The 18,755-nt window shown below is 67.8% G+C and carries 17 protein-coding genes; 7 read left to right on the forward strand and 10 right to left on the reverse strand.

Annotated elements, in window-relative coordinates:
- Positions 1-82: 82 nt before the first annotated feature.
- Complete coding sequence (locus JF781_RS01215) at positions 83-1,393, forward strand: NAD(P)/FAD-dependent oxidoreductase (RefSeq protein WP_225326358.1); 1,311 nt, start codon at positions 83-85, stop codon at positions 1,391-1,393.
- Positions 1,394-1,395: 2 nt separating this feature from the next.
- Here the strand turns inward: JF781_RS01215 and JF781_RS01220 are convergent, their stop codons facing one another.
- Together JF781_RS01220 and JF781_RS01225 are read right to left on the reverse strand one after the other, a co-directional pair.
- Positions 1,396-1,932 (reverse strand): DUF1360 domain-containing protein, encoded by a 537-nt coding sequence (locus JF781_RS01220; protein ID WP_225326357.1) that lies wholly within the window; start codon positions 1,930-1,932, stop codon positions 1,396-1,398.
- An 85-nt stretch (positions 1,933-2,017) separates the two neighbouring features.
- Positions 2,018-2,401 carry a helix-turn-helix transcriptional regulator gene (locus tag JF781_RS01225; protein ID WP_225326356.1) on the reverse strand — a complete coding sequence of 128 codons (384 nt, stop codon included), beginning with the start codon at positions 2,399-2,401 and terminating at the stop codon, positions 2,018-2,020.
- A gap of 141 nt (positions 2,402-2,542) precedes the next feature.
- On the opposite strand from JF781_RS01225, the gene JF781_RS01230 reads away from it, so the two are divergent.
- The 4 genes from JF781_RS01230 (at position 2,543) to JF781_RS01245 (ending at position 5,737) form a co-directional block, all read left to right on the forward strand.
- A complete protein-coding gene (locus JF781_RS01230) occupies positions 2,543-2,992 on the forward strand; it encodes an Hsp20/alpha crystallin family protein (protein ID WP_225326355.1) in 450 nt (149 codons plus the stop codon).
- 101 nt (positions 2,993-3,093) lie between these two features.
- Positions 3,094-3,783 (forward strand): PAS and ANTAR domain-containing protein, encoded by a 690-nt coding sequence (locus JF781_RS01235; protein ID WP_225326354.1) that lies wholly within the window; start codon positions 3,094-3,096, stop codon positions 3,781-3,783.
- Between the two features lie 138 nt (positions 3,784-3,921).
- Complete coding sequence (gene macS / locus JF781_RS01240; protein WP_225326353.1) at positions 3,922-5,079, forward strand: MacS family sensor histidine kinase; 1,158 nt, start codon at positions 3,922-3,924, stop codon at positions 5,077-5,079.
- A complete protein-coding gene (locus tag JF781_RS01245) occupies positions 5,072-5,737 on the forward strand; it encodes a response regulator transcription factor (RefSeq protein ID WP_225326352.1) in 666 nt (221 codons plus the stop codon). The genes macS and JF781_RS01245 overlap by 8 nt, the downstream gene beginning before the upstream one ends.
- Here JF781_RS01245 and JF781_RS01250 read toward each other — a convergent pair.
- The 3 genes from JF781_RS01250 to JF781_RS01260 all read right to left on the reverse strand — a co-directional run bounded on the left by JF781_RS01250 (position 5,701) and on the right by JF781_RS01260 (position 8,797).
- Positions 5,701-7,050 carry an acyltransferase gene (locus JF781_RS01250; protein ID WP_225326351.1) on the reverse strand — a complete coding sequence of 450 codons (1,350 nt, stop codon included), beginning with the start codon at positions 7,048-7,050 and terminating at the stop codon, positions 5,701-5,703. The two genes, JF781_RS01245 and JF781_RS01250, sit on opposite strands and share 37 nt — an antisense overlap.
- A gap of 127 nt (positions 7,051-7,177) precedes the next feature.
- Entirely contained in the window at positions 7,178-7,468 is a 291-nt protein-coding gene (locus JF781_RS01255; RefSeq protein WP_225326350.1) for a YiaA/YiaB family inner membrane protein, read from the reverse strand.
- A 48-nt stretch (positions 7,469-7,516) separates the two neighbouring features.
- The gene (locus tag JF781_RS01260; RefSeq protein WP_225326349.1) at positions 7,517-8,797 is read right to left on the reverse strand and encodes a hypothetical protein; all 1,281 of its coding nucleotides are present in this window, start codon (positions 8,795-8,797) and stop codon (positions 7,517-7,519) included.
- 95 nt (positions 8,798-8,892) lie between these two features.
- Here JF781_RS01260 and JF781_RS01265 point away from each other — a divergent pair, with 95 nt between their 5' ends.
- On the forward strand, positions 8,893-9,951 hold the full coding sequence (locus tag JF781_RS01265) for a hypothetical protein (protein ID WP_225326348.1): 1,059 nt from the start codon (positions 8,893-8,895) through the stop codon (positions 9,949-9,951).
- 14 nt (positions 9,952-9,965) lie between these two features.
- On the opposite strand, the gene JF781_RS01270 is transcribed toward JF781_RS01265, so the two are convergent.
- From JF781_RS01270 to JF781_RS01290, 5 genes are all read right to left on the reverse strand, one after another.
- Positions 9,966-11,054, reverse strand: coding sequence for a PDR/VanB family oxidoreductase (locus tag JF781_RS01270; RefSeq protein WP_374109652.1), 1,089 nt, complete (start codon positions 11,052-11,054; stop codon positions 9,966-9,968).
- Positions 11,051-11,974: an alpha/beta fold hydrolase gene (locus tag JF781_RS01275; RefSeq protein ID WP_225326346.1), complete on the reverse strand. Its 924-nt coding sequence runs from the start codon at positions 11,972-11,974 to the stop codon at positions 11,051-11,053. Before JF781_RS01275 ends, JF781_RS01270 begins: the two co-directional genes overlap by 4 nt.
- A gap of 17 nt (positions 11,975-11,991) precedes the next feature.
- On the reverse strand, positions 11,992-12,900 hold the full coding sequence (locus tag JF781_RS01280; protein ID WP_225326570.1) for a metal-dependent hydrolase: 909 nt from the start codon (positions 12,898-12,900) through the stop codon (positions 11,992-11,994).
- A gap of 20 nt (positions 12,901-12,920) precedes the next feature.
- The gene (locus JF781_RS01285; RefSeq protein ID WP_225326345.1) at positions 12,921-16,169 is read right to left on the reverse strand and encodes a thioester reductase domain-containing protein; all 3,249 of its coding nucleotides are present in this window, start codon (positions 16,167-16,169) and stop codon (positions 12,921-12,923) included.
- Positions 16,170-16,609: 440 nt separating this feature from the next.
- Complete coding sequence (locus JF781_RS01290) at positions 16,610-17,641, reverse strand: diacylglycerol kinase family protein (RefSeq protein WP_225326344.1); 1,032 nt, start codon at positions 17,639-17,641, stop codon at positions 16,610-16,612.
- Positions 17,642-17,827: 186 nt separating this feature from the next.
- Between JF781_RS01290 and JF781_RS01295 the strand changes: the two genes are divergently transcribed.
- On the forward strand, positions 17,828-18,709 hold the full coding sequence (locus JF781_RS01295; RefSeq protein ID WP_225326343.1) for an oxidoreductase: 882 nt from the start codon (positions 17,828-17,830) through the stop codon (positions 18,707-18,709).
- Positions 18,710-18,755: the final 46 nt, after the last annotated feature.

An 18,755-nucleotide genomic window follows, 5' to 3' on the forward strand; every position in this document is an offset into this window, starting at 1 on the left:
GATCAAGTGTTTTCGCGATCGTCTGCTGGCTTCCGACGGCGCGAGGACTCCTTGCCGCGGAAGTCCGCCTACACTCGGGTCGGTGACCTCCATTGCGATTGTGGGAAGCGGCTTCACCGGATTCACCTGCGCCCGCCATCTGGCGCGAATTCTGCGCCGGCGGCACGCACCCGTCGACATCACGATCATTTCTCCGGTCGACTACATGCTTTACACCCCGTTGCTGCCGGACGTGGCCGGCGGTGTCGTCGATGCCCGCTTTGTCGCTATCCCACTGGCCAATTCGCTGCGGGGCGTGCATGCGGTGCGCGGGCGCGTCGACGGGGTCGACTTCGCGCAACAGACGCTGACGTACTGCGATCCCGAGGAACGCAGCCATTCCATGTCCTGGGACCGGCTGGTGCTCACGCCGGGATCGGTGACGCGGTTGTTCGACGTCCCGGGCCTCGCGCGACATGCGCGCGGGTTGAAGACCACCGCCGAGGCCCTCTACCTGCGGGACCACTTCGTCGAGCAGCTGGAGCTGGCCAACATCGAAGACGATCCCCGGGTGGCCGCCGCCCGGCGCACCGTCGTGGTGGTCGGCGCCTCCTACTCGGGCACCGAGTTGGTGGTGCAGCTGCGGGCCTTGGCCGACGCGGCGGCCAAACAGATGGGCTTCAACCCGGCCGAAGTGCGGTTCCTGCTTTTGGACCTGGCCGAGCAGGTGATGCCCGAGGTGGGCAAGAAGCTCGGCGAGGCGGCGATGAAGGTGTTACGGCGGCGCGGCATCGACGTCCGGCTCGGTGTCACGCTCAAGCAGGCGCACGCCGATCACGTTGTACTGAGCGATGATTCGCGCATCGACACGCACACGATCGCCTGGGTGACGGGGGTGACGGGTGCCCCGTTGATCCAAGACCTGGGTTTGCCGACCGAGAAGGGCCGGCTCACGGTGCAGCCCGATCTACAGGTGCCCGGTCACCCCGAGGTGTTCGCGGCCGGTGACGCGGCGGCGGTTCCCGACCTCACCCAGCCCGGCAAGGTCACGCCGCCGACCGCCCAACACGCCACCCGGCAGGGCAAGGTGCTGGCCCGCAACGTCGCCGCCAGCCTCGGTTACGGCAGCCCCAAGGATTACAAGCACCGCAACCTGGGCCTGGTGGTCGATCTGGGGCCCCGAAAAGCGGTGGCCAACCCGCTCAACATCCATCTGTCCGGGCTGCCGGCCAAGGTCGTGACGAGGTCCTACCACCTGTACGCGATCCCCCGCGGCGTCAACCGGTGGGCGGTGTCGCTGGCCTACCTGACCGACATGCTGTTCAACCGCTCCGTCGTGTCCATCGGGTTGTCCTCCGAGGACGACGCACAATTCACGGCCAGCGAGGGCATCCCGATGCCCAAGACGAGCTGATCTCAGCCTTCGGCGGACTGCTGGGCCATCGCGTAGGCGAGTTGAAGAAAATCCGCCCCGGCCAGTGCGCTGAAGACGCCCGCGATCAGCCGGGTGAACCGGGGTACGAACACCAGGCCGATGGCAAATCCGGTGGCGACCCACATGTCCAGGCAGAACGGGCAGGTCAACAGCTCGCCCAGGCTGTGCCGGAGCTGACTGTGCTCCCGAACCTCCTCCTGGACCTCGGCGGGGCCGCCCGTGCCCGCGTAATGCGTGAACGGGGCGCGTAGGGGGCTGGTCACCGCGTCTTTGGTCAAGGTTCGCGAGAGCTTGTGGGTGCCCAGGGTGAGGATGATCAGATCCTGGATCCGCCAGCGCGTCGGCAAGGTGCGCCCGCTCGCGACCGCGGCCGCCGTCGCCACGGACACCACGACGGCGTAGACGACCAGGACCACCAGGTAGCCGCCCAACGGCCGGGGGTTGTCGCCGCGGTAGGCGTCGGCTTCGTGCCGCGCGCCGTCCACCACCTGAGCGCCGGTTTCGGTCAGATCTCCCATTGCGTCTCCTTCAAGACTCGTTCGCCGCGCTTCAAGGCACAGCGGGGTGAGTACCCGACGGAGGTGGGCGCAATCTGCGACCGGTTCAGGGCCTGGTCGCGCCGCGTTCGCCGGGGCCGGCGGCGGCCTTCGGCGCCTTCGCGGCTTCGCGCAATGTGCGATTGGTGGAGCGCAGGTCGGTGTTGGCGGCCGACAGCGTCTCGTTGTCGTCTTCGAGATCGAGGATGCGCGCGATGCCGGCCAGGTTGACCCCGGCCTCGACCAGCCCGCTGATGCGCCGCAGCCGCGTCAGGTCGTCGGCGCTGTAACGGCGGGTTCCCCCTTGACTTCTCGCGGGCGTCAGCAATCCATAGCGTTCGTAGAGCCGCAACGATTGCACCGGAATCCCGGACAGTTCGGCGGCCACCGAGATGCCGTACACCCCGTGGTCGGACGCCGGAGCCCCGGCCTCGCCGCGGTGCTCGACCATCGCACATCCCCTCAGCTGATTCACTTGAAAATCTGTTTAGCATACTTGCGTCAATATGTCGATGGTGCTATACCGAATCTATGTCATTAGACATAGGAAATTACCGGACCACCGCGTAGATCGGAGTGAGAGGTGACTACCATGCTGATGCGTTCAGATCCCTTCCGTGAGCTCGACCGCTTTGCCCACCAGGTGCTCGGTACGGCCGCCCGGCCGGCGGTGATGCCGATGGACGCCTGGCGCGAAGGCGAGAAGTTCGTCGTCGAGTTCGACCTGCCCGGCATCGATGCCGACTCACTGGACATCGACATCGAGCGCAATGTGGTAACCGTGCGGGCAGAACGACCGGCCCTCGACCCCAACCGCGAGATGCTGGCCACCGAGCGGCCACGCGGCGTGTTCAGCCGCCAGCTGGTGCTCGGCGAAAACCTCGACACCGACAAGATCCAGGCGTCCTACGCCGAAGGCGTGCTGAGTCTGCACATCCCGGTGGCCGAGAAGGCCAAGCCGCGCAAGATCGCCGTCGGTCGCGGCGACGCTCCCCGGGCCGTCGCCGACGGCGCCGGCCATCGCGAAGTCATCAACGCCTGACCGGATAGCGGGCCGGGCGGCGGCACCCACGGCACGCGCTCGCGTGCCGGCCCCGCGGCCGCCGCCCGCCCTCGGCTGCGTGCACCGAGCTAGGAGCCACCGTGGAAGCGACATGGGAACTCAACGGCGAAACGGCCAGCGTCGAGCAGGCCTTGTCCGGCGGCGACGCCCAACCCGCGGGCTGGTTTCGGTTCTACTTCACCGATCAGCGGTGGGAATGGTCGGAACAGGTGCAGCGGATGCACGGCTACGAGCCGGGCAGCGTCGTTCCCACCACCGAGCTGGTGCTCTCACACAAGCATCCCGATGACCGCGGACAGGTCGCGGCGACCATCGATCAGCTCGTGAACACCCGCCAGGCGTTCAGCACCCGCCACCGGATCATCGACACCGCCGGCAACGTACGCCAGGTCGTCGTGGTCGGCGATCGGCTCTACGACGACGACGGCGGCGTGATCGGAACGCACGGGTTCTACATCGACATCTCCGCGCCGAACGGGCACGTGAACGAGGAGGCCGTCAGCGCGAAACTCGCTGAGATCAACGAGAATCGGGCCGGCATCGAACGCGCCAAGGGAATGCTGATGCTGGTCTACGGCCTCAGCGACAGCGCGGCCTTCGAGTTGCTCAGATGGCTGTCGCAGGAGGCGAACGTCAAGTTGCGGACGCTCGCCGAGCAGATCGCTCAGGACTTCCGCGGCGCCGGCCTGCCGCTCAACACCCAATCGGAATTCGACCACCTGCTCCTGACCGCGCACCGCCGCGTCCGTCCCGCCGACAAGCGTCAGTAAGGAGCTGCAGGGCAAGGCAATTCGTTGTCAGGGATCGCGCAGCGGAGCGATCCAGTGCACCCGGGTGCCGCCCTCCCTCTCGCGGCGCCGTCTAGGTCTCCACGATCGCGCCGTCGGTTCGTCGGCGCGAGGCCATTTATGCTGATCACGATGCCGAACCAGGATCCCGATCCCACGACGCCGCTGTGGCGCGCAGCGCAGGTTTTCCGGCTGCTGAGTTGCGTTTATGCCGCCGGCTTTCAAATCGGGATCAATCCCGATCTGCGCCGACCCGCGCTGGGGTGGATCCTGTTCGCGCTCCTGATCGGCTGGAGCGCGGCGTGTGCCGTCGGCTACCTGCGGGGGTTCGGCCGAAGACCGTCCTGGGTGCTCGCCGAGATCGTGATCGCGGTCTTGCTCATGTGGTCGAACACCGTCGTCGCGACGCCGCACTGGGCGGCCGAGAACCAGACCTGGCCGACGACGTTGTGGGCGAGCAATCCCACGATTTCCGCCGCGATCCAGTTCGGCCCCGGCGGGGGGATGCTCACAGGTCTGGCGGTGATGGCCACCAATTTCGCGGTCAAGGACTACCTCGCCCTTAACCTGGGGCACAACGCCACCGTCATCATCGAGCTGGCCATCGGCATGGCGATCGGTATGGCCGCGCAGACCGCTCGACGTGCGCACGCCGAACTGCAACGGGCGGCCCGGTTGAGCGCCGCGGTGCAAGAACGCGAGCGGCTGTCCCGCGAGGTGCACGACGGCGCCATCCAGGTGCTGGCGCTGGTCGCCAAAAAGGGCCATGAAATCGGCGGCGCGACAGCGGAACTCGCCGACCTGGCGAGCGAGCAAGAGCGTGCGCTGCGCCGGTGGGTGGCGTGCGCCGACCTGGATCCGGAGGCCGACGGCGCGACGATCGATCTGCGCACGCTGCTGCGTTGCCGGGCGTCCGACCGGGTGTCGATCAGCCTGCCGGCGACTCCGGTGTCGCTGGGGCGCCGGGTAGGGACCGAGCTCGACGCCGCGGTGGGCAATGCGCTGGACAACGCCGGGGCCCATGCGGGCCCGGAGGCGCGCGCGTACGTACTCGTGGAGGACCTCGGCGATTCCGTCGTAGTCAGTGTGCGCGACGACGGCGTGGGCATCGCCGACGGTCGACTCGAGGAAGCGGCGCGTCAGGGACGCCTGGGCGTCTCCCAGTCGATCGTGGGGCGGTTGACGTCGCTGGGCGGCACCGCGCAACTGCGCAGCGCCCCTGGCGAGGGGACCGAGTGGGAGTTGTGCGTGCCGCGCGGGGAGGGACGGCATGGCTGAGGATGTGACGCCGGCGACGGTGATGGTGGTCGACGACCATCCCATCTGGCGTGACGCGGTCGCGCGCGACCTGGCCGAGGGCGGATTCACCGTGGTGGCCACGGCCGATGGGGTGGCCGCCGCGGGGCGGCGGGCGGGCGTGGTCAAACCCGACGTGGTGGTGATGGATATGCAACTGCCCGACGGGAATGGCGCACAGGCCACCGCCGCGGTGCTCGCGGTGTCGCCGTCGACGCGGGTGCTGGTGCTGTCGGCCTCCGACGAACGTGACGACGTCTTGGAGGCCGTCAAAGCTGGTGCGACGGGATATCTGGTCAAGAGCGCCTCGAAACCCGAACTGGCACAGGCTGTGACGGCGACGGCCGCGGGCCGGGCCGTGTTCACCCCGGGCCTGGCCGGACTGGTGTTGGGTGAATACCGGCGTATCGCGCAGAGCAAGGACGACGGCCCCGCTCGTCCCAGCCTGACCGAACGCGAGACGGAGGTGTTGCGCTACGTCGCAAAAGGGCTGTCCGCCAAGCAGATCGCCGCGAAGCTGTCGTTGAGCCACCGCACGGTCGAAAACCACGTGCAGGCGACATTTCGCAAGCTTCAGGTCGCGAACCGGGTGGAATTGGCGCGCTATGCGATCAAGCATGGCCTGGACTCCGAACCGTGACCCGCTGTTAGCGGGGTGCCCCCGCCGGTCTCGTGGGCCATCGCCCGCGCGGCGACGAGTGCGGCCACGACCACGGCCATGCACACCAGCCCGTCGTCCTTGAGGCCCCACCTGATCGCGGCCAGGATCGCGACACCGGCCACGCACAGCAGCGCGCCGACGACCGCGCCCCGCCCGCGCGAGGTGACGGTCCCGGCGCCGTCCCAGCCGGCCAGCGGGTTGTTTTCGAGCGGCCGCAACGCGACGAACAGCACGGCCACGGCGAGGACCACGATGAGCACCTGCGCGACGCTGATGGCGGGGAAGTCCGGCTGGCCCGGAAACCGCGGGCAGTCAAGGTAATCGAAGAGCAGGTGCACGCCCAGCAGCACCGGCATGTGCCACAGGTAGAGGGTCATCGCCCCGGAGTTGCCGATTGCGGTCCACCACCACACCCGTGGCCGCTGCGCCCAGCGCGCGATCGCCGGTGCGGCCGCGATGGCCAAGGCGCTCAAGATGATTGCGTGCCCGGCCAACAGCAGCGACGGCGGGCTGGTGTTGGAGAGGTGGTGATCCCCGGTGCCGACCATGCTGATCTGGTACGGCCCCCAGCGCACCAGTGCGACGTCGACGGCGAAGAAGGCGCCGGCCACGGCCAGCGCGGCGCGACCGCTGAGTAGCCGGCGGCGGTAGGCGACCCCGAACATGGCGGGGATGAGCCAGACGGCGAGGTTGAGGTAGCCCAGGGGCATCGCCGCCGGCCAGTGCAGCCGGATCAGGTCGATCACCGCGATCGCCCCGTAGACGGCGGCCACCCCCGCGGCGAGGCGCCGCGCCGTGGTGATGCGGTGCAGCACCGGCATGGCGGCGAGCACCAGGACGTAGGCGCCCAGGAACCACAGCAGCTGTGTGCTGACGCCGGCGATCGGCTCGTAGATGTGTTGGGGCAGCGCCCGATACAGCACGGTCAGTGCGACCGCCCAGAATGCCAGGTAGTAGAACACGGGCCGGAACAGCCTGGTGCAGCGTTTCATCAGCCAGTCTCCCCAGTTGGTGCCCGGGGACCAGGAGGACAGGCAGGCCGCGGCGCCGGCGAAGAAGAACAGCGGCATGATCTGAAGCAGCCAGGTCGCTACCTGGAACAGCGTCGAGGTGGTGAGCAGGTTATCCCAGATCAGGACATGGTTTTCGATGACGCTGATGGCCATCACGGTATGGCCGAGCACCACACCGATCAGGGAGGTGATGCGGATGACGTCCAGGACGCGATCACGGTCGGCCGGCGTGCGCACGGCCACCTCGGCGGCGTCGGGAAATCTCGCGAGAGTTGTCATGGGTGTCCTTCTGTGAATAGGGATAGAAGCGTTGCGGCGGAGTCGAAGTCGTGCGATGAAAGAAGCGTTGCCGAGCAGGCCGCCCAGGGCCTGCGCAGTTCTGCGCGTTGAGCCTGAGTAGTACTACTCAGCTCGCGGCGCCCAGCGGGTCGTAGTCGGCCAGCAGCCTCTCGATGCGGGCTTCATCGAGTCGGACCCGAACGGTCGCGGCTTCCTGGTGGTCGCGGATGACCTTGGCCAGCGTGAACGCGCTCGATACCAGGAAGAGGAAGGTGATGCCGAGGAACAGTCGTTGCCACGCGTCAAGGGGAAGAAAGTAGATCCCGGCCAGCGCGGTCACAAAGCTGATCGCGAAGGCGACGGCGGCCTGAACGAAGAAGGCGGCGGTGGTTTTTGACATGCTGTTGGGAACGGTCATGCGAATAAGCCTGCGACGGCGCACCCTTGGTGGGATCCGTAAGACTACTCAGATTTGGCCGGGCACCCCTGGCGCCCTCGACAGCGACGCCACGGCCAACGCGGCGCACACCCCGAGCATTGCGACAATCACCGTCGCCACCTCCACCACACCGAGGTGGGCATCCACCACCGGTTTGACCACGGCCACCACTGCCAGCGCGGGCATGATCAGCCGCACCCACCAGGCCACGACGCTGTCACCGGGAATTCGTGAATTGGCCTCTGCGACGGCGACATACAACACAACCAGCAATAGCGCCGCCGCGCCGAAAACGACCGCGGCGACCGCGCGAGCCCCGTGCGCGGACAAGACGGCCGCCATCGCCGCGACAAGCACTGCCACCGCCACTCGCAGGCCAGTATTCGGCGTTGCCTCACCAGTGGCCGCCAGGCCAACGGCGACGCGCACCACCGCCCACCCCGAAGCCAACGCGGCCGCCGTCGCCAACGTGACGCCGGCGACGGCCATCCACATCCAACCGGCATCGGCGTAGAACTCCGGAACAGCCTCGGACAGAAATTTGGCGCTCCACCGCCACGGCCCCGCGACACCCTGATGGTCGGCCACCCACAACACCACAGCCGCCCCGGCCATCACCGCGACCGCCAGCGACATCGACCGGCCCGGCCTGCCGATGCGCGCGCCGCGGACCGTGACGAGCTCGACGCCCACCATCCCCAGACCGAAGCCGACGAGTTGGTCGGACAGCTGGTGCGGCGTTGCGGCCGTACCGATGACGACCGCGTCACTGCCCGCGGCGACGCGGGCGGCGACCGCCACGGCGAGGTAGACGCACACGAGCAAACCCGCGACCACGAGCGGCGCCACCACCGAGGCGACGGCCCGGGTCGACGCCCAGCAGACGACGGCACCGACGACGATCGCGGCCACCAGTGCGCCAACCGGCAACCACGAAACAACCTTGGCGGGGTCGTCACCGGATGAAACGTCCACCAGCACAACCGCTCCGAGCGTGATGGCGAACTTGGCCGCCAAGGCGAGGTAGGCAAGCAGCTGAATGGCGCCCGCAGCGAACCCAGCCCTGGGGCCCAGCGTGGCGCCGATCAATTCGGCGGTACTGCGCGCGTGCGGGGCGTACGCGCGCAGTCGCGTCAAGGCATAGATCACCGGAATCACGATCGCCGCCCCGAGCAGCGCGCCCAACCCATCCGCCGCCGCAGACGCGATCACGGCCATGCTCAGGCCGGCCGCTCGCCACGTCCCCAGCAGCGGACCCTGCGGCCCAGATTCCGGCTGCGCCGGCGGGCGCAACGATTTCTTCGGCATTGGCTAAGCATGACGCAGCGCCGCGCAATCGAACACCGAACACCAACGCGTTCCGATACGTTGGTAGCCCAGGGTCGAGGTAGGTGGGGCTCAATATGTCTGACACGGTGAAGGTGACCGTCGACCGGGACTCGGTCGCCATGGGCGACGATGTCGACTCCCATCGCGAGTTCTGGGTCTATCCCGCCTCGGCGACCATCGATGACCTGCTGATCGAGATTTCTACCCACTATGTACCGGGAATCGCCGGGCCGGCCGGGTGGTGCGTGTTTCTGGACAACGACGACCGATCGCGCCACCGGGAAATCGGCCTCATCTATAGCCGGGATGACCTCGGCCAGCGGGATCACATCTGCAGGTTGTTGCCCGGAAAAACGACGGTGAGCGATTTGGCAAAACGCGTGGGGTGCCCGGAATTGGGTGTCTATGCGTCCTACCTGACCTTCGACGAAGCGCGACCCTGGAGTCTCGACGAGGTTGAAGGATGCTCCACGTTCACTGGGTGCCGGCCCACCAAGCTGGAATCCGAGGCCGCCGCCGACGCCAACCGCGACTGGGTGCTGATGCGCGAGCTGGACCGACTCGCGCGGAGCGTCGCCGGGGCGCGCCGCGACTGGGTTCGGGCCAATCTGCTTGCGGCGCCGCCGCCGTGGATCGACATCTTCATCGCACGCAACTTCCACTACCTGACCGAATTGCACTGCCCGGCCAGCATGTCAATAGCCGCAAAGCTCCTCGGCGTCGACGGATCCCGGAGCGAGGACTTGGCGGCGCTGGCCCATGCCGACGCGCGCCCCAACGTCGTGACGCTCGCGATGGTGCTGGCCGCCTTCGAATGGGGAACCCAACGCGGCACGTGGCGGGAGGGGGAACGGGCACATTGCAAGGCCTACCTGGAGTTGCTCGCCCATTGCGGCTACCGGCTCTCGCCGATCGAACAGGTCATGGCCGGCCACATCAGCGTCGAGCAGCTCAAATTCGGCGCGGCAAACGCCGCCAGGCTCGATCGGATCCGCCAACTTCGGGACCAGCAATACCAGCTCCGCATGAGCCGCTACTACGCCAAGACCCTCACCGACGAGCAATATCAGGCCGCCATTGGACCCGTGCATGCCGAACTTTCCAGCCTGGGAGAGCTTCCCGGCCCCATGTAGGCGATTCGAAACGGTCAGGCGTTGATGACCACACGCCCGTTTTTCGCCCGGGACACGCAGACCAGCATCTCGTCGTCCCCCTCGGCGGCGCTACCCCGCCGATCGACCTGTCCGGCAAGCACTTTCACCTTGCAGGTGCCGCAGAAGCCTTGCTGGCAGGAATAGGCCGTCGTCGAGTCGCGGTCGAGCATGACGTCCAGCGCCGAACGGTTGGCCGGCACCGTGAGCACCCGCCGCGAACGCGCCAGTTCCAGTTCGAAGGGGACGCCGTCGATCACCGGCGGCGGCCCGAAACGTTCGTAGTGCAGCGGCGCGCCGGCGTGCTCGTCACGCACGGTGCGCACCGATTCCAGCAGCGCCGTGGGGCCACACACGTAGACGGCGGTCGTCGGGCCGGCGTCGGCGAGCAGGTCCGCCGCGGTGGGGATCCGGCCGCGCTCGTCGTCGGCCCACACCGTGACCCGGTCCGGCGCGACCGCCACCACTTCGTCGAGCAGCGGCATGTAGTCCCGGCTGCGCCCGGCATAGACGGCGCGCCAAGCGATTCCGTGCTGCTGCGCGGTCTGGATCATCGGCAGGATGGGCGTCACCCCGATGCCGCCGATCACGAACAACACCTCATGCTCGTCGGTGACGAGATAGAACGCGTTGCGGGGCCCTTCGAACTCGAGCGGGTCCCCCACGGTGAAGGTGTCGTGCATCTCGATCGAGCCACCGCCGCCGTCGGCAATGCGGCGCACGGCGATGCGATAGTCGGTGCGCCGCCCGGGTGGCCCGCACAGCGAATACTGCCGGCGCCGGCCCGACGGGAGCCGAACGTCGATGTGCGCGCCGGGTGTCCAGGACGGCAACAACCCACCGTCCGGGTCGGCCAGCGTCAACGCGACCACATCGGGCGTCAGTTCCTCACGTTTGGTGACTACCGCGGTGGTGGTCCGCTGCACGGGCTGTACCCGGGAGGGCGTCCACCGCGACGCCGACGCCATGCCCCCGAACAGCGTGCCGACCCCGTACAACGCCGTGTACATCCGGTCGCGTTTGCGCCGGCCGTAGAGATCGGCCGGAATGCTGTCCCAAATAGCCCGTGTCACAGCCGTTCTCACGCCTGCCCCATTTCGCGGCGGCCCGCACTCTCCGACGTCAGGTTGACCCACTCGCCGGTGAACCCGGCGATGACGTCGGGATGGGAGGTGACCACCCAATGGCCACCCTCGATCGGGACGATCCTGCCGCGGTCGGGAATAGAGCCGGTAAACCGTTGCAGGGCGGGCGATACGAAATAGTCCCGCCGCGCGACGAGCACCTGCACCGGCACCCGGGTCTGCGGCAACTGCCGCACCGGGACGAAGAACGGCGCCGGCATGTTCGCCCGGTACAGGTTCAGCCCGTTGAGGTAGTCCTCGATCGAGCGGGTCGTGGCCGCGCGTTGCCGATCGCTGCTGCGCCCGCGGCCGATACGTTCCACCGCGGCAAAGACTTTCACGGTCGCCCGCGACCGGATCGCCAGCTCCGGCACACCCGGGCACAGGAAGAACCAGATGTAGGAGGAGGCCAGGGCCTGCTTGACGACGTCGAAAACGGCGCGCGGTGTGCGCGGAGACCGCAGGAACCTGCCCGCATAGTTCAGGTGCGGCCCGGAGATCGACGTGAACGAGGCGACCTTGGCCATCACCGAGTCGTCGGTGACCGCCGCCCAGCCCTGGATCGAACCCCAGTCGTGGGCCAACAGGTGAACCTGGCCCACCCCGAGACTGTCGATCACCGCGCCGACATCGGAAACCAGCTGCGGCAGAACGTAACCCGATCGCCCCGTCGGCCTCGACGATTCGCCGGACCCGCGCACGTCATAGGCCACCACGTTGAACCGGTCGGCGAGTTCGTGTGCGACGCCGTCCCACACGCGGTGGTTATCCGGGTAGCCGTGGATCGCCAGAACGGTGGGCCGCCGCGGGTCGATCTCGGTATAGGCGTGGACCGCCAAGGAAACCCCGTCGGAGGCGATCACGGTGCTGGACTGAGTCATCCCGAACGCTCCCGTATTCAGTGCGACGCTCGGGCGGCGGGCGAGCGGGCCAAATAGTCGACCGCGCGTCCCACCCCGCCCAGCTGGGACGGATGGAAACTCGGCGTGTAATAGGCGCCGATGACCCGCAGGAACTGGAATGGCCCCGGCACCAAGCCCCTTCGGGCCGCGCGGAAATAGTCGCGCCAGCGCGGTTTGGTCCCCGGCGGCAGATAGGGGTCGACCGAATACATGAATCGCACGCCGCGGATGAACAGCCACAGCAGCGCGGGCGTCACCAGCAGCTGGGTGCGCACCTGCCGCCAGTACCCGGCGCGCAGATGCTTCATGGTGTCGAACGCGACGGCCTTGTGCTCGACCTCCTCCGCGCCGTGCCAGCGCAGCAAGTCCAGCATCACCGGATCGGTGCCCAGGGCGTCGTGCTGGGGGGTATCCAGGATCCACTCGCCCAGGATCGCGGTGTAGTGCTCGAGCGCCGCCACCATCGAGACCCGTTCGAGCAACCAGCTCTGCCGCCGGCGCCGGCTCCAGTGCGGGCGGTCACCGATGAGTTGGCCGAACAGCCAACGCATCTGGTCGGTGAACGGTGTGACGTCGATGTCGTTGGCCGCGAAGTGCCCGAGCACCCCGGCGTGCGCCTGCGAATGCATGGCCTCCTGGCTGACGAATCCCTGCACGTCGCGCCGCAATTGATCGTCTTTGATCAGCGGCAGGGTGTCCTTGAACGCGTCGACGATGAACTCCTCACCCGCCGGCAGCAGCAGGTGCAGCACGTTGCAGAAGTGGGTGGTGAAGGGCTCGTTCGGCACGTAATAGAACGGGAGCGTCGACCAATCGAAGTCGACGTCACGCGCCTGCAGGACGATGCGCTCGTGATCGAGCGAGGCGTCATGCGGGCCCGCCGCCTTGTCGTCGACGGTGAACATCGTTGCCATCCCTTTCCGTGCTAGGCGCTGCGTTGCGCCTCATCCTCTACCTCAGTGATCAGACGCTCGCTGCGCAAGAACCGGACGAGGTAATCGACCGTCTCGGTCAGGGCCGGCTCGCGCAGGCGGACCGTGGCGAGCCCCCGCCGGTGCCGGTACTGGGTGTTGTCGTAGCGCTTGTCGCGCATCGCCGCGATCTTGCCCGCCGACCGCGTGAGGAAGTCAACCAGCGGATACATCTGGTCGTTCGGCGTGCAGCGGCGGTCCAGCTGCTCGGCGAACGACGGAATGTCGTGGTAGTCAAAGCGATACCCGTAGCGTTCGGACAGGATCCGGGTGATGTCGGTCAGGTTGTAGTAGTCGTCGGCCGTCATATTGAAAACACTGCCCGACTCGTCCGGGAGATCCATCAGCGCGACGATGTGGTCCGCGATCAGGTCCGCCGGCAGCAGGCTGATCTGGTTGAGCGCGTTGACGGCCAGGCCGTGCTCGATCATGAACGCCGTGAGGCGCACCAAGATGTCGTCCTGGCTGCCGAAGCCCGCCCGGGTCGGAGAGATCAGCGAGGGCCGGTAGATGCGGACGTCGAGCCCTTTGCGCTGCGCGGCCAGCGCCAGCTGCTCGCCGACCCACTTGGTTTGCGAGTAGCCGAAGTCCAGCCCGGCCATCTTCTCGTTCGCGTCCCACTCCCCGACCACCGGCTCGGTGCTCCAGCCGTAGATGAAGGTGCTCGAGACCAGGTGGAAAGTCTTGCGGTGGGCGGTCATCGCCAGCCGCAACAGCTCGCGGGTGCCCTCCACGTTGGCGGGCCGCAGGGCGTCGTAGGTCCGCACGTAGTTGACCAGGGCGCCGTTGTGCACGACGGCGTCGACGTCCTCGGCGAGTTGCTGGAAGGCCGCCTCCCCGATGCCCAGCGCGGGCTCGGCGAGATCGCCACAGATCACCCGCACCCGCGCCCGGACCTCGGCCTCCAGCGCCGGCGTCCAGAGCTGAGCGCGGCGCAGCGACGCGACGATGCGGTCCAAGCCGTGCGCCGCGTCCGTGGCGCGCACCAGTGCGTGCACCTTGTAGGACGTCCTGCCGAGCAGGCTGCCCACCAGGAACGGCCCCAGGAACCCGGTCGCGCCGGTCAGCAGGATGTCGGTGGGCGCACCCGCCCGCGCCGGTGCCGGCTCCGGCAGCGGCAGGGCGGCGTCGGCGCGCATCTGGGCGGTCTCGTATGCCTCGTAGTCGGCGGAGATCTGGTCCAGCGCCCGGCGCAGGGCGTCCAGCGGCTGCCCGGATCCCTCCCCGAATTGCCGCATCAGCCCGAAGAATTCGGCCACCGTCAGCCGCTGCAGCAGGCGCGTGTTGACCTCTTCGGCGAGCTCGCCCGCGCCGTGCTCCTCCAGCACGGCCTGCAGGTCGGTGCGCAGTTCGGCCAGCGCCAGCGAATCGATGCCGAGGTCGGCGAACGAGCAGTCCTCGTCGCCGGTGAGGTCGTAGCTCTCGATGAGATTGCGGAACCGCTCCAGCGGGCCCGCACCGACCTCCAGACCCTCGTGGGCCCGGGTGACCGCCGGGTTGACCCAACTAGTGAACGCGGGCAGCGTGCCGTCCAGCCACAGCTGGCGGGTCCGCGCGCGCCGGATCTTGCCCGAGGTGGTCTTGGGGATGCTGCGCGGCGGCGCGAACACGATGGTGTGCGGATCGACGTGGCAGTGCCGCCGGATGGCGCGGGCCAGGGCCTTCGCGTCGGGCAGGTTGTGCTCGTCTCGCACCTCGGCGACCACGACCAACGCCTCCTGCTCGTCGCGCTCGACCGACAGCGCGGCGACGCACCCGCTGCGGACGTGCGCGTCCGAGCGTTCGACGATGGCTTCGATGTCGGAGGGGTAGCAGTTGACACCGCGCACGATGATCAGATCCTTGCTGCGGCCGCAGACGAACAGCTCGCCCTCGTAGAGGAAGCCGAGATCGCCGGTGCGCAGGTAGGTGTGTTCGTCATCGCCGGCTATGCGGGCGCCGAACATCTCCGCGGTGAGCTCCGGGCGGTTCCAGTAGCCGCCGCCCTTGGAGGGCCCGTCCAGCCAGACTTCGCCGACCCGGCCCTCGCCCAGCGCCTTTCGCGATTCGGGTTCGACGATGCGAACCAGCGTGTCGTCGATGGGCTTGCCGCAGCTGACCAACGGCACCTGATTGCTGTTCTCCGGCAACGCCTTTTCGACCCGCGCGACATTCTTTTCCAGCCCCCGCTTGTTCACCGCGATGGTCTGGCGCCCCCGGATCGACACGATCAGCGTGGACTCGGCCATGCCGTAAGCGCCCGTCAGCGCTTCGGGCCGCAGGCCATAGTCGGCGAACCGCTGCCGGAATTGGTCGAAGGTGTTGGCCCGCAACGGTTCCGCCCCCACGACGATGCACTCGAGGCTGCTCAGGTCGACACCGGCGAGCTCGGCGGCGGGCAGCTTGTCCTCACGCAGGCAGTATTCGAGCGCGAAGTTCGGTCCCGGCGTGTGTGTGGCGCGGACGTCGCTGATGAGCCGAAGCCACGACGAGGGCCGTGCGAGGAAGTCCAACGGCGACATCGCATGGGTGGACCCACCCAGCAGCAGGATGAACATGTAGGCTGAGATCAGGCCCATGTCGTGATGCTGCGGAAGCCACGAGGCCAGCACCACGTCGCCGGTGAAGGCGGACCCGTTGGCAATCACGTTGGCGTGGCTGACGATGACGCCCTTGGGGTCGTTCGTCGAGCCCGACGTGTATTGCAGGAAGAGCACGTCCCCCGGGGTGTCCGCCACCGGGGCGCCGCCGAACTCTTGGGCACCGTCGGTGGCGAACCAGGGCAGCTCGGGCAGGGCGGCGTCGGACCAGCCCTGCCCACCGTGCCGCTGGCCGAGCAGCAGCCGGAAGTCGTACTCGAACTGCTTCGTCGACAGCACGGCCCTGGCGCCGCAATCCCGCGCGATGAAGCTGAGCTTGGCCAGCCCGGAATCGAACGACATGGGCAGCGGAGGGCTGACCGGAACGGCGATCACCCCGATGCGCGCGCAGGCATACAGCGCCGCGATCATCTCCAGGCCGGGGGGGTAGACGAGCAACGCCCGCTCACCCGCCTTGAGGCCGGCCTCTTTGGAGAGGTAGGCGGCCAGCTCGCGGGTACGGTCGGCGAAGCCCTGATAGGTGTAGTGCTCGAGTTCGCGCCCGTCGACGTCGACGAAGCGGAAAAGGGTCTGGTCCGGCTTCAGCGCTTCCCACTTGTGCAGGTAATCGATCAGCGTCTCCATCGTAGGAGCGACCCCCTTCCGGTTCGGGCTGAGCCCGGGAACGACTTCCGTCATGAATATAAAACCAATGTAGCGCCGCCGACCGGTGAAGAGCAAAACATTCAGCGCCATTAATGGGCTATGCACAACACATTCACAGCTCTGGCTTAAGCGGCGAAATTAATTCCGCAAATGCTGATCTGCGACGATACGGACTTCAGTATCTCAGTGGTCAGCGACCTGGCGTTATTGCCCGAACAGGCTCCTCAGATACTGACCTACGGATGTACTAATTCGCGTAATTCAGATGCCTATAGTGCGGGCCGTAATAGTCTTTCATCCGCTTGGCCGAGGCGTCAATTCGCAAAGCCATAAAGCATTTCCGGGGTCGGATTTACCGGGCCTTTTACGCGCGCCGCACGGTGTCGGAACCGGATTGCGGAACTATGACGTGGCGTGCGTCACGACGCCGTCGCGCTGCGCGCCCGGGCGATGCTGGACGGCGCGACCTGCGCGATGCGGATCCGCGGCCCCGCCCGGGCCACGAGCTTCACGATGCCCAGGAAGCGCTCCCCATCGATGATGGGCGACAGCGGCTCGCCCTCGGCTTCGATGATCATCTCGTGGCCGTTGACGTCGCGCAGCCCCTTGCCACGGAGCATGCCGTTGGTGAGGGCGGTGGGAAGCTGCGCCACGATTCTCGAGGGCCGTAGGTATCCGGCCTGAAAGTGCAGCGCGCCGGGTTCGGCCGCCTTCGGGAACAACCGCAGGGGGCCACCGATGCGCAGGTCGATCGCGCCCGCGTGCAGCAGGCTGTGCGTGCGAGACGGGACCTCGTCGCCGTCGATGACGACGCGGGCGCTCGTCGGGGTAAACAGGATCGACGCGTAGTTCGGGGTCTTCACCCGGCTCGGGGCGACCTTGGACGTGATGTAGTCGCCGAAGCTGCGGGCGATCACCCGCGCGACGGCCAGCCGACCGTGGTCGGGGGCCGCGTAGTACCGGTCATAGAAGCGGTTGCCGACACCCCCGGCGGCCAGCCCGAAGCAGAGCCGATGAAACGCCGCGCCGTCGGCGGTTTCGCCGTCGAGCACCAACGTGTCCAGGCGCACCTCGGGCGGAGGTCGATCGGCTTCGGCGGCCGCCGTCAATGCGCGGATGATCGTCTCCGGCCGGCCGCGCACCCGGGCCTTGCGCGCAACGGCGTTCACGCTGCCACCGTTGGAGGGGACGAACGCCGGCCAGCGTTCGGGGTCCGGTTCGCATTGCTCGGTTTCGTTGATCAACCAATGCAGCGCGCCGTCGCCGCCGTCGCCCACCAGGTGGGTGACGCGCGGGCCGATCCGCTTGATGGTGTCGCGGAGATCGTCGATGGATGCGGTCTCGTGCACCTCGCCCCAGGGACCGACGAGGCGACGCAGCTCGTCGATGCGATCGCGGGGAGCGGCACGATTCTTCCGCGCTTTCGGATTGACGATGACGCCTAGAAACATCCGGCGATCCCCCGCGCGTACCTGACAAAACACCGCTGTCGTGCTACCCGCGCCGGTGGGATGTCGCTGGTCATCCCAGGCACGATACCCGGGAGCACCGCCGGACCCCGAACGCGTCCTCGGCGCCACCGCGAGGCCGCTCGGCCCCGCGGCGGCGTTCGCGGCTGCGTGGTTAGGGTGTCTGCCATGGCCGATTGGACCGCAGCCCAGCTGCCCTCGTTCGCCGGACGGACCATCATCATCACCGGCGCCAACGCCGGGCTGGGTGAGATCACCGCCCGCGAGTTGGTCCGGGTCGGTGGCCACGTCATCCTGGCCGTCCGCAACACCGACAAGGGTCACGCCGCGGCCGCCCGCATGGCGCGCTCGGCCGCCGGCCGGGTCGAGGTGCGCGAGCTCGATCTGCAAGATCTGGGGTCGGTGCGGCGCTTCGCCGAGGGCATCGAGAAGGTCGACATCCTGGTCAACAACGCGGGCATCATGGCCACCAAACACGCGGTGACCGTCGACGGCTTCGAGGGTCAGATCGGCACCAACCACCTCGGCCATTTCGCGCTGACCAACCTGCTGTTGCCCAAGCTGACCGACCGCGTGGTGACGGTGTCCTCGCTGATGCACCACTTCGGCTATATCAGCCTCAAAGACTTGAACTTTCGGTCCCGGCCGTATTCGGCGTGGCTGTCCTACAGCCAGTCGAAGCTGGCCAATCTGCTGTTCACCAGCGAGCTGCAACGGCGCCTGGACGGCGTCGGTTCGTCGCTGCGCGCCCTGGCCGCCCACCCCGGCTGGTCGCACACGAACCTGCAGGGCAACTCCGGGCGCAAACTCGGCGACGCGGCGGTCCTGGCGGTCGACCGCATCGTGTCCACCGACGCCGATTTCGGCGCCCGCCAGACGCTGTATGCGGTGTCGCAGGATCTGCCGGGCAACACCTTCGTCGGTCCGCGGTTCGGACTGTACGGCCGCACCCAGCCGACGTGGCGCAACTGGCCGGCCAGGCGCGCGGGCACCGCCGCCGCGCTCTGGGAGCTGTCCGAGCGGCTCACCGGAACCACATTCCCGCTCTGAGCGGGCCGGGTCTTTGCGGCCGGACAACCTCGGGCGCGCCGGTCGC

This window comes from Mycobacterium sp. WUMAC-067 (assembly GCF_020217485.1).
In the GTDB taxonomy this organism is placed as follows: Bacteria; Actinomycetota; Actinomycetes; order Mycobacteriales; family Mycobacteriaceae; genus Mycobacterium.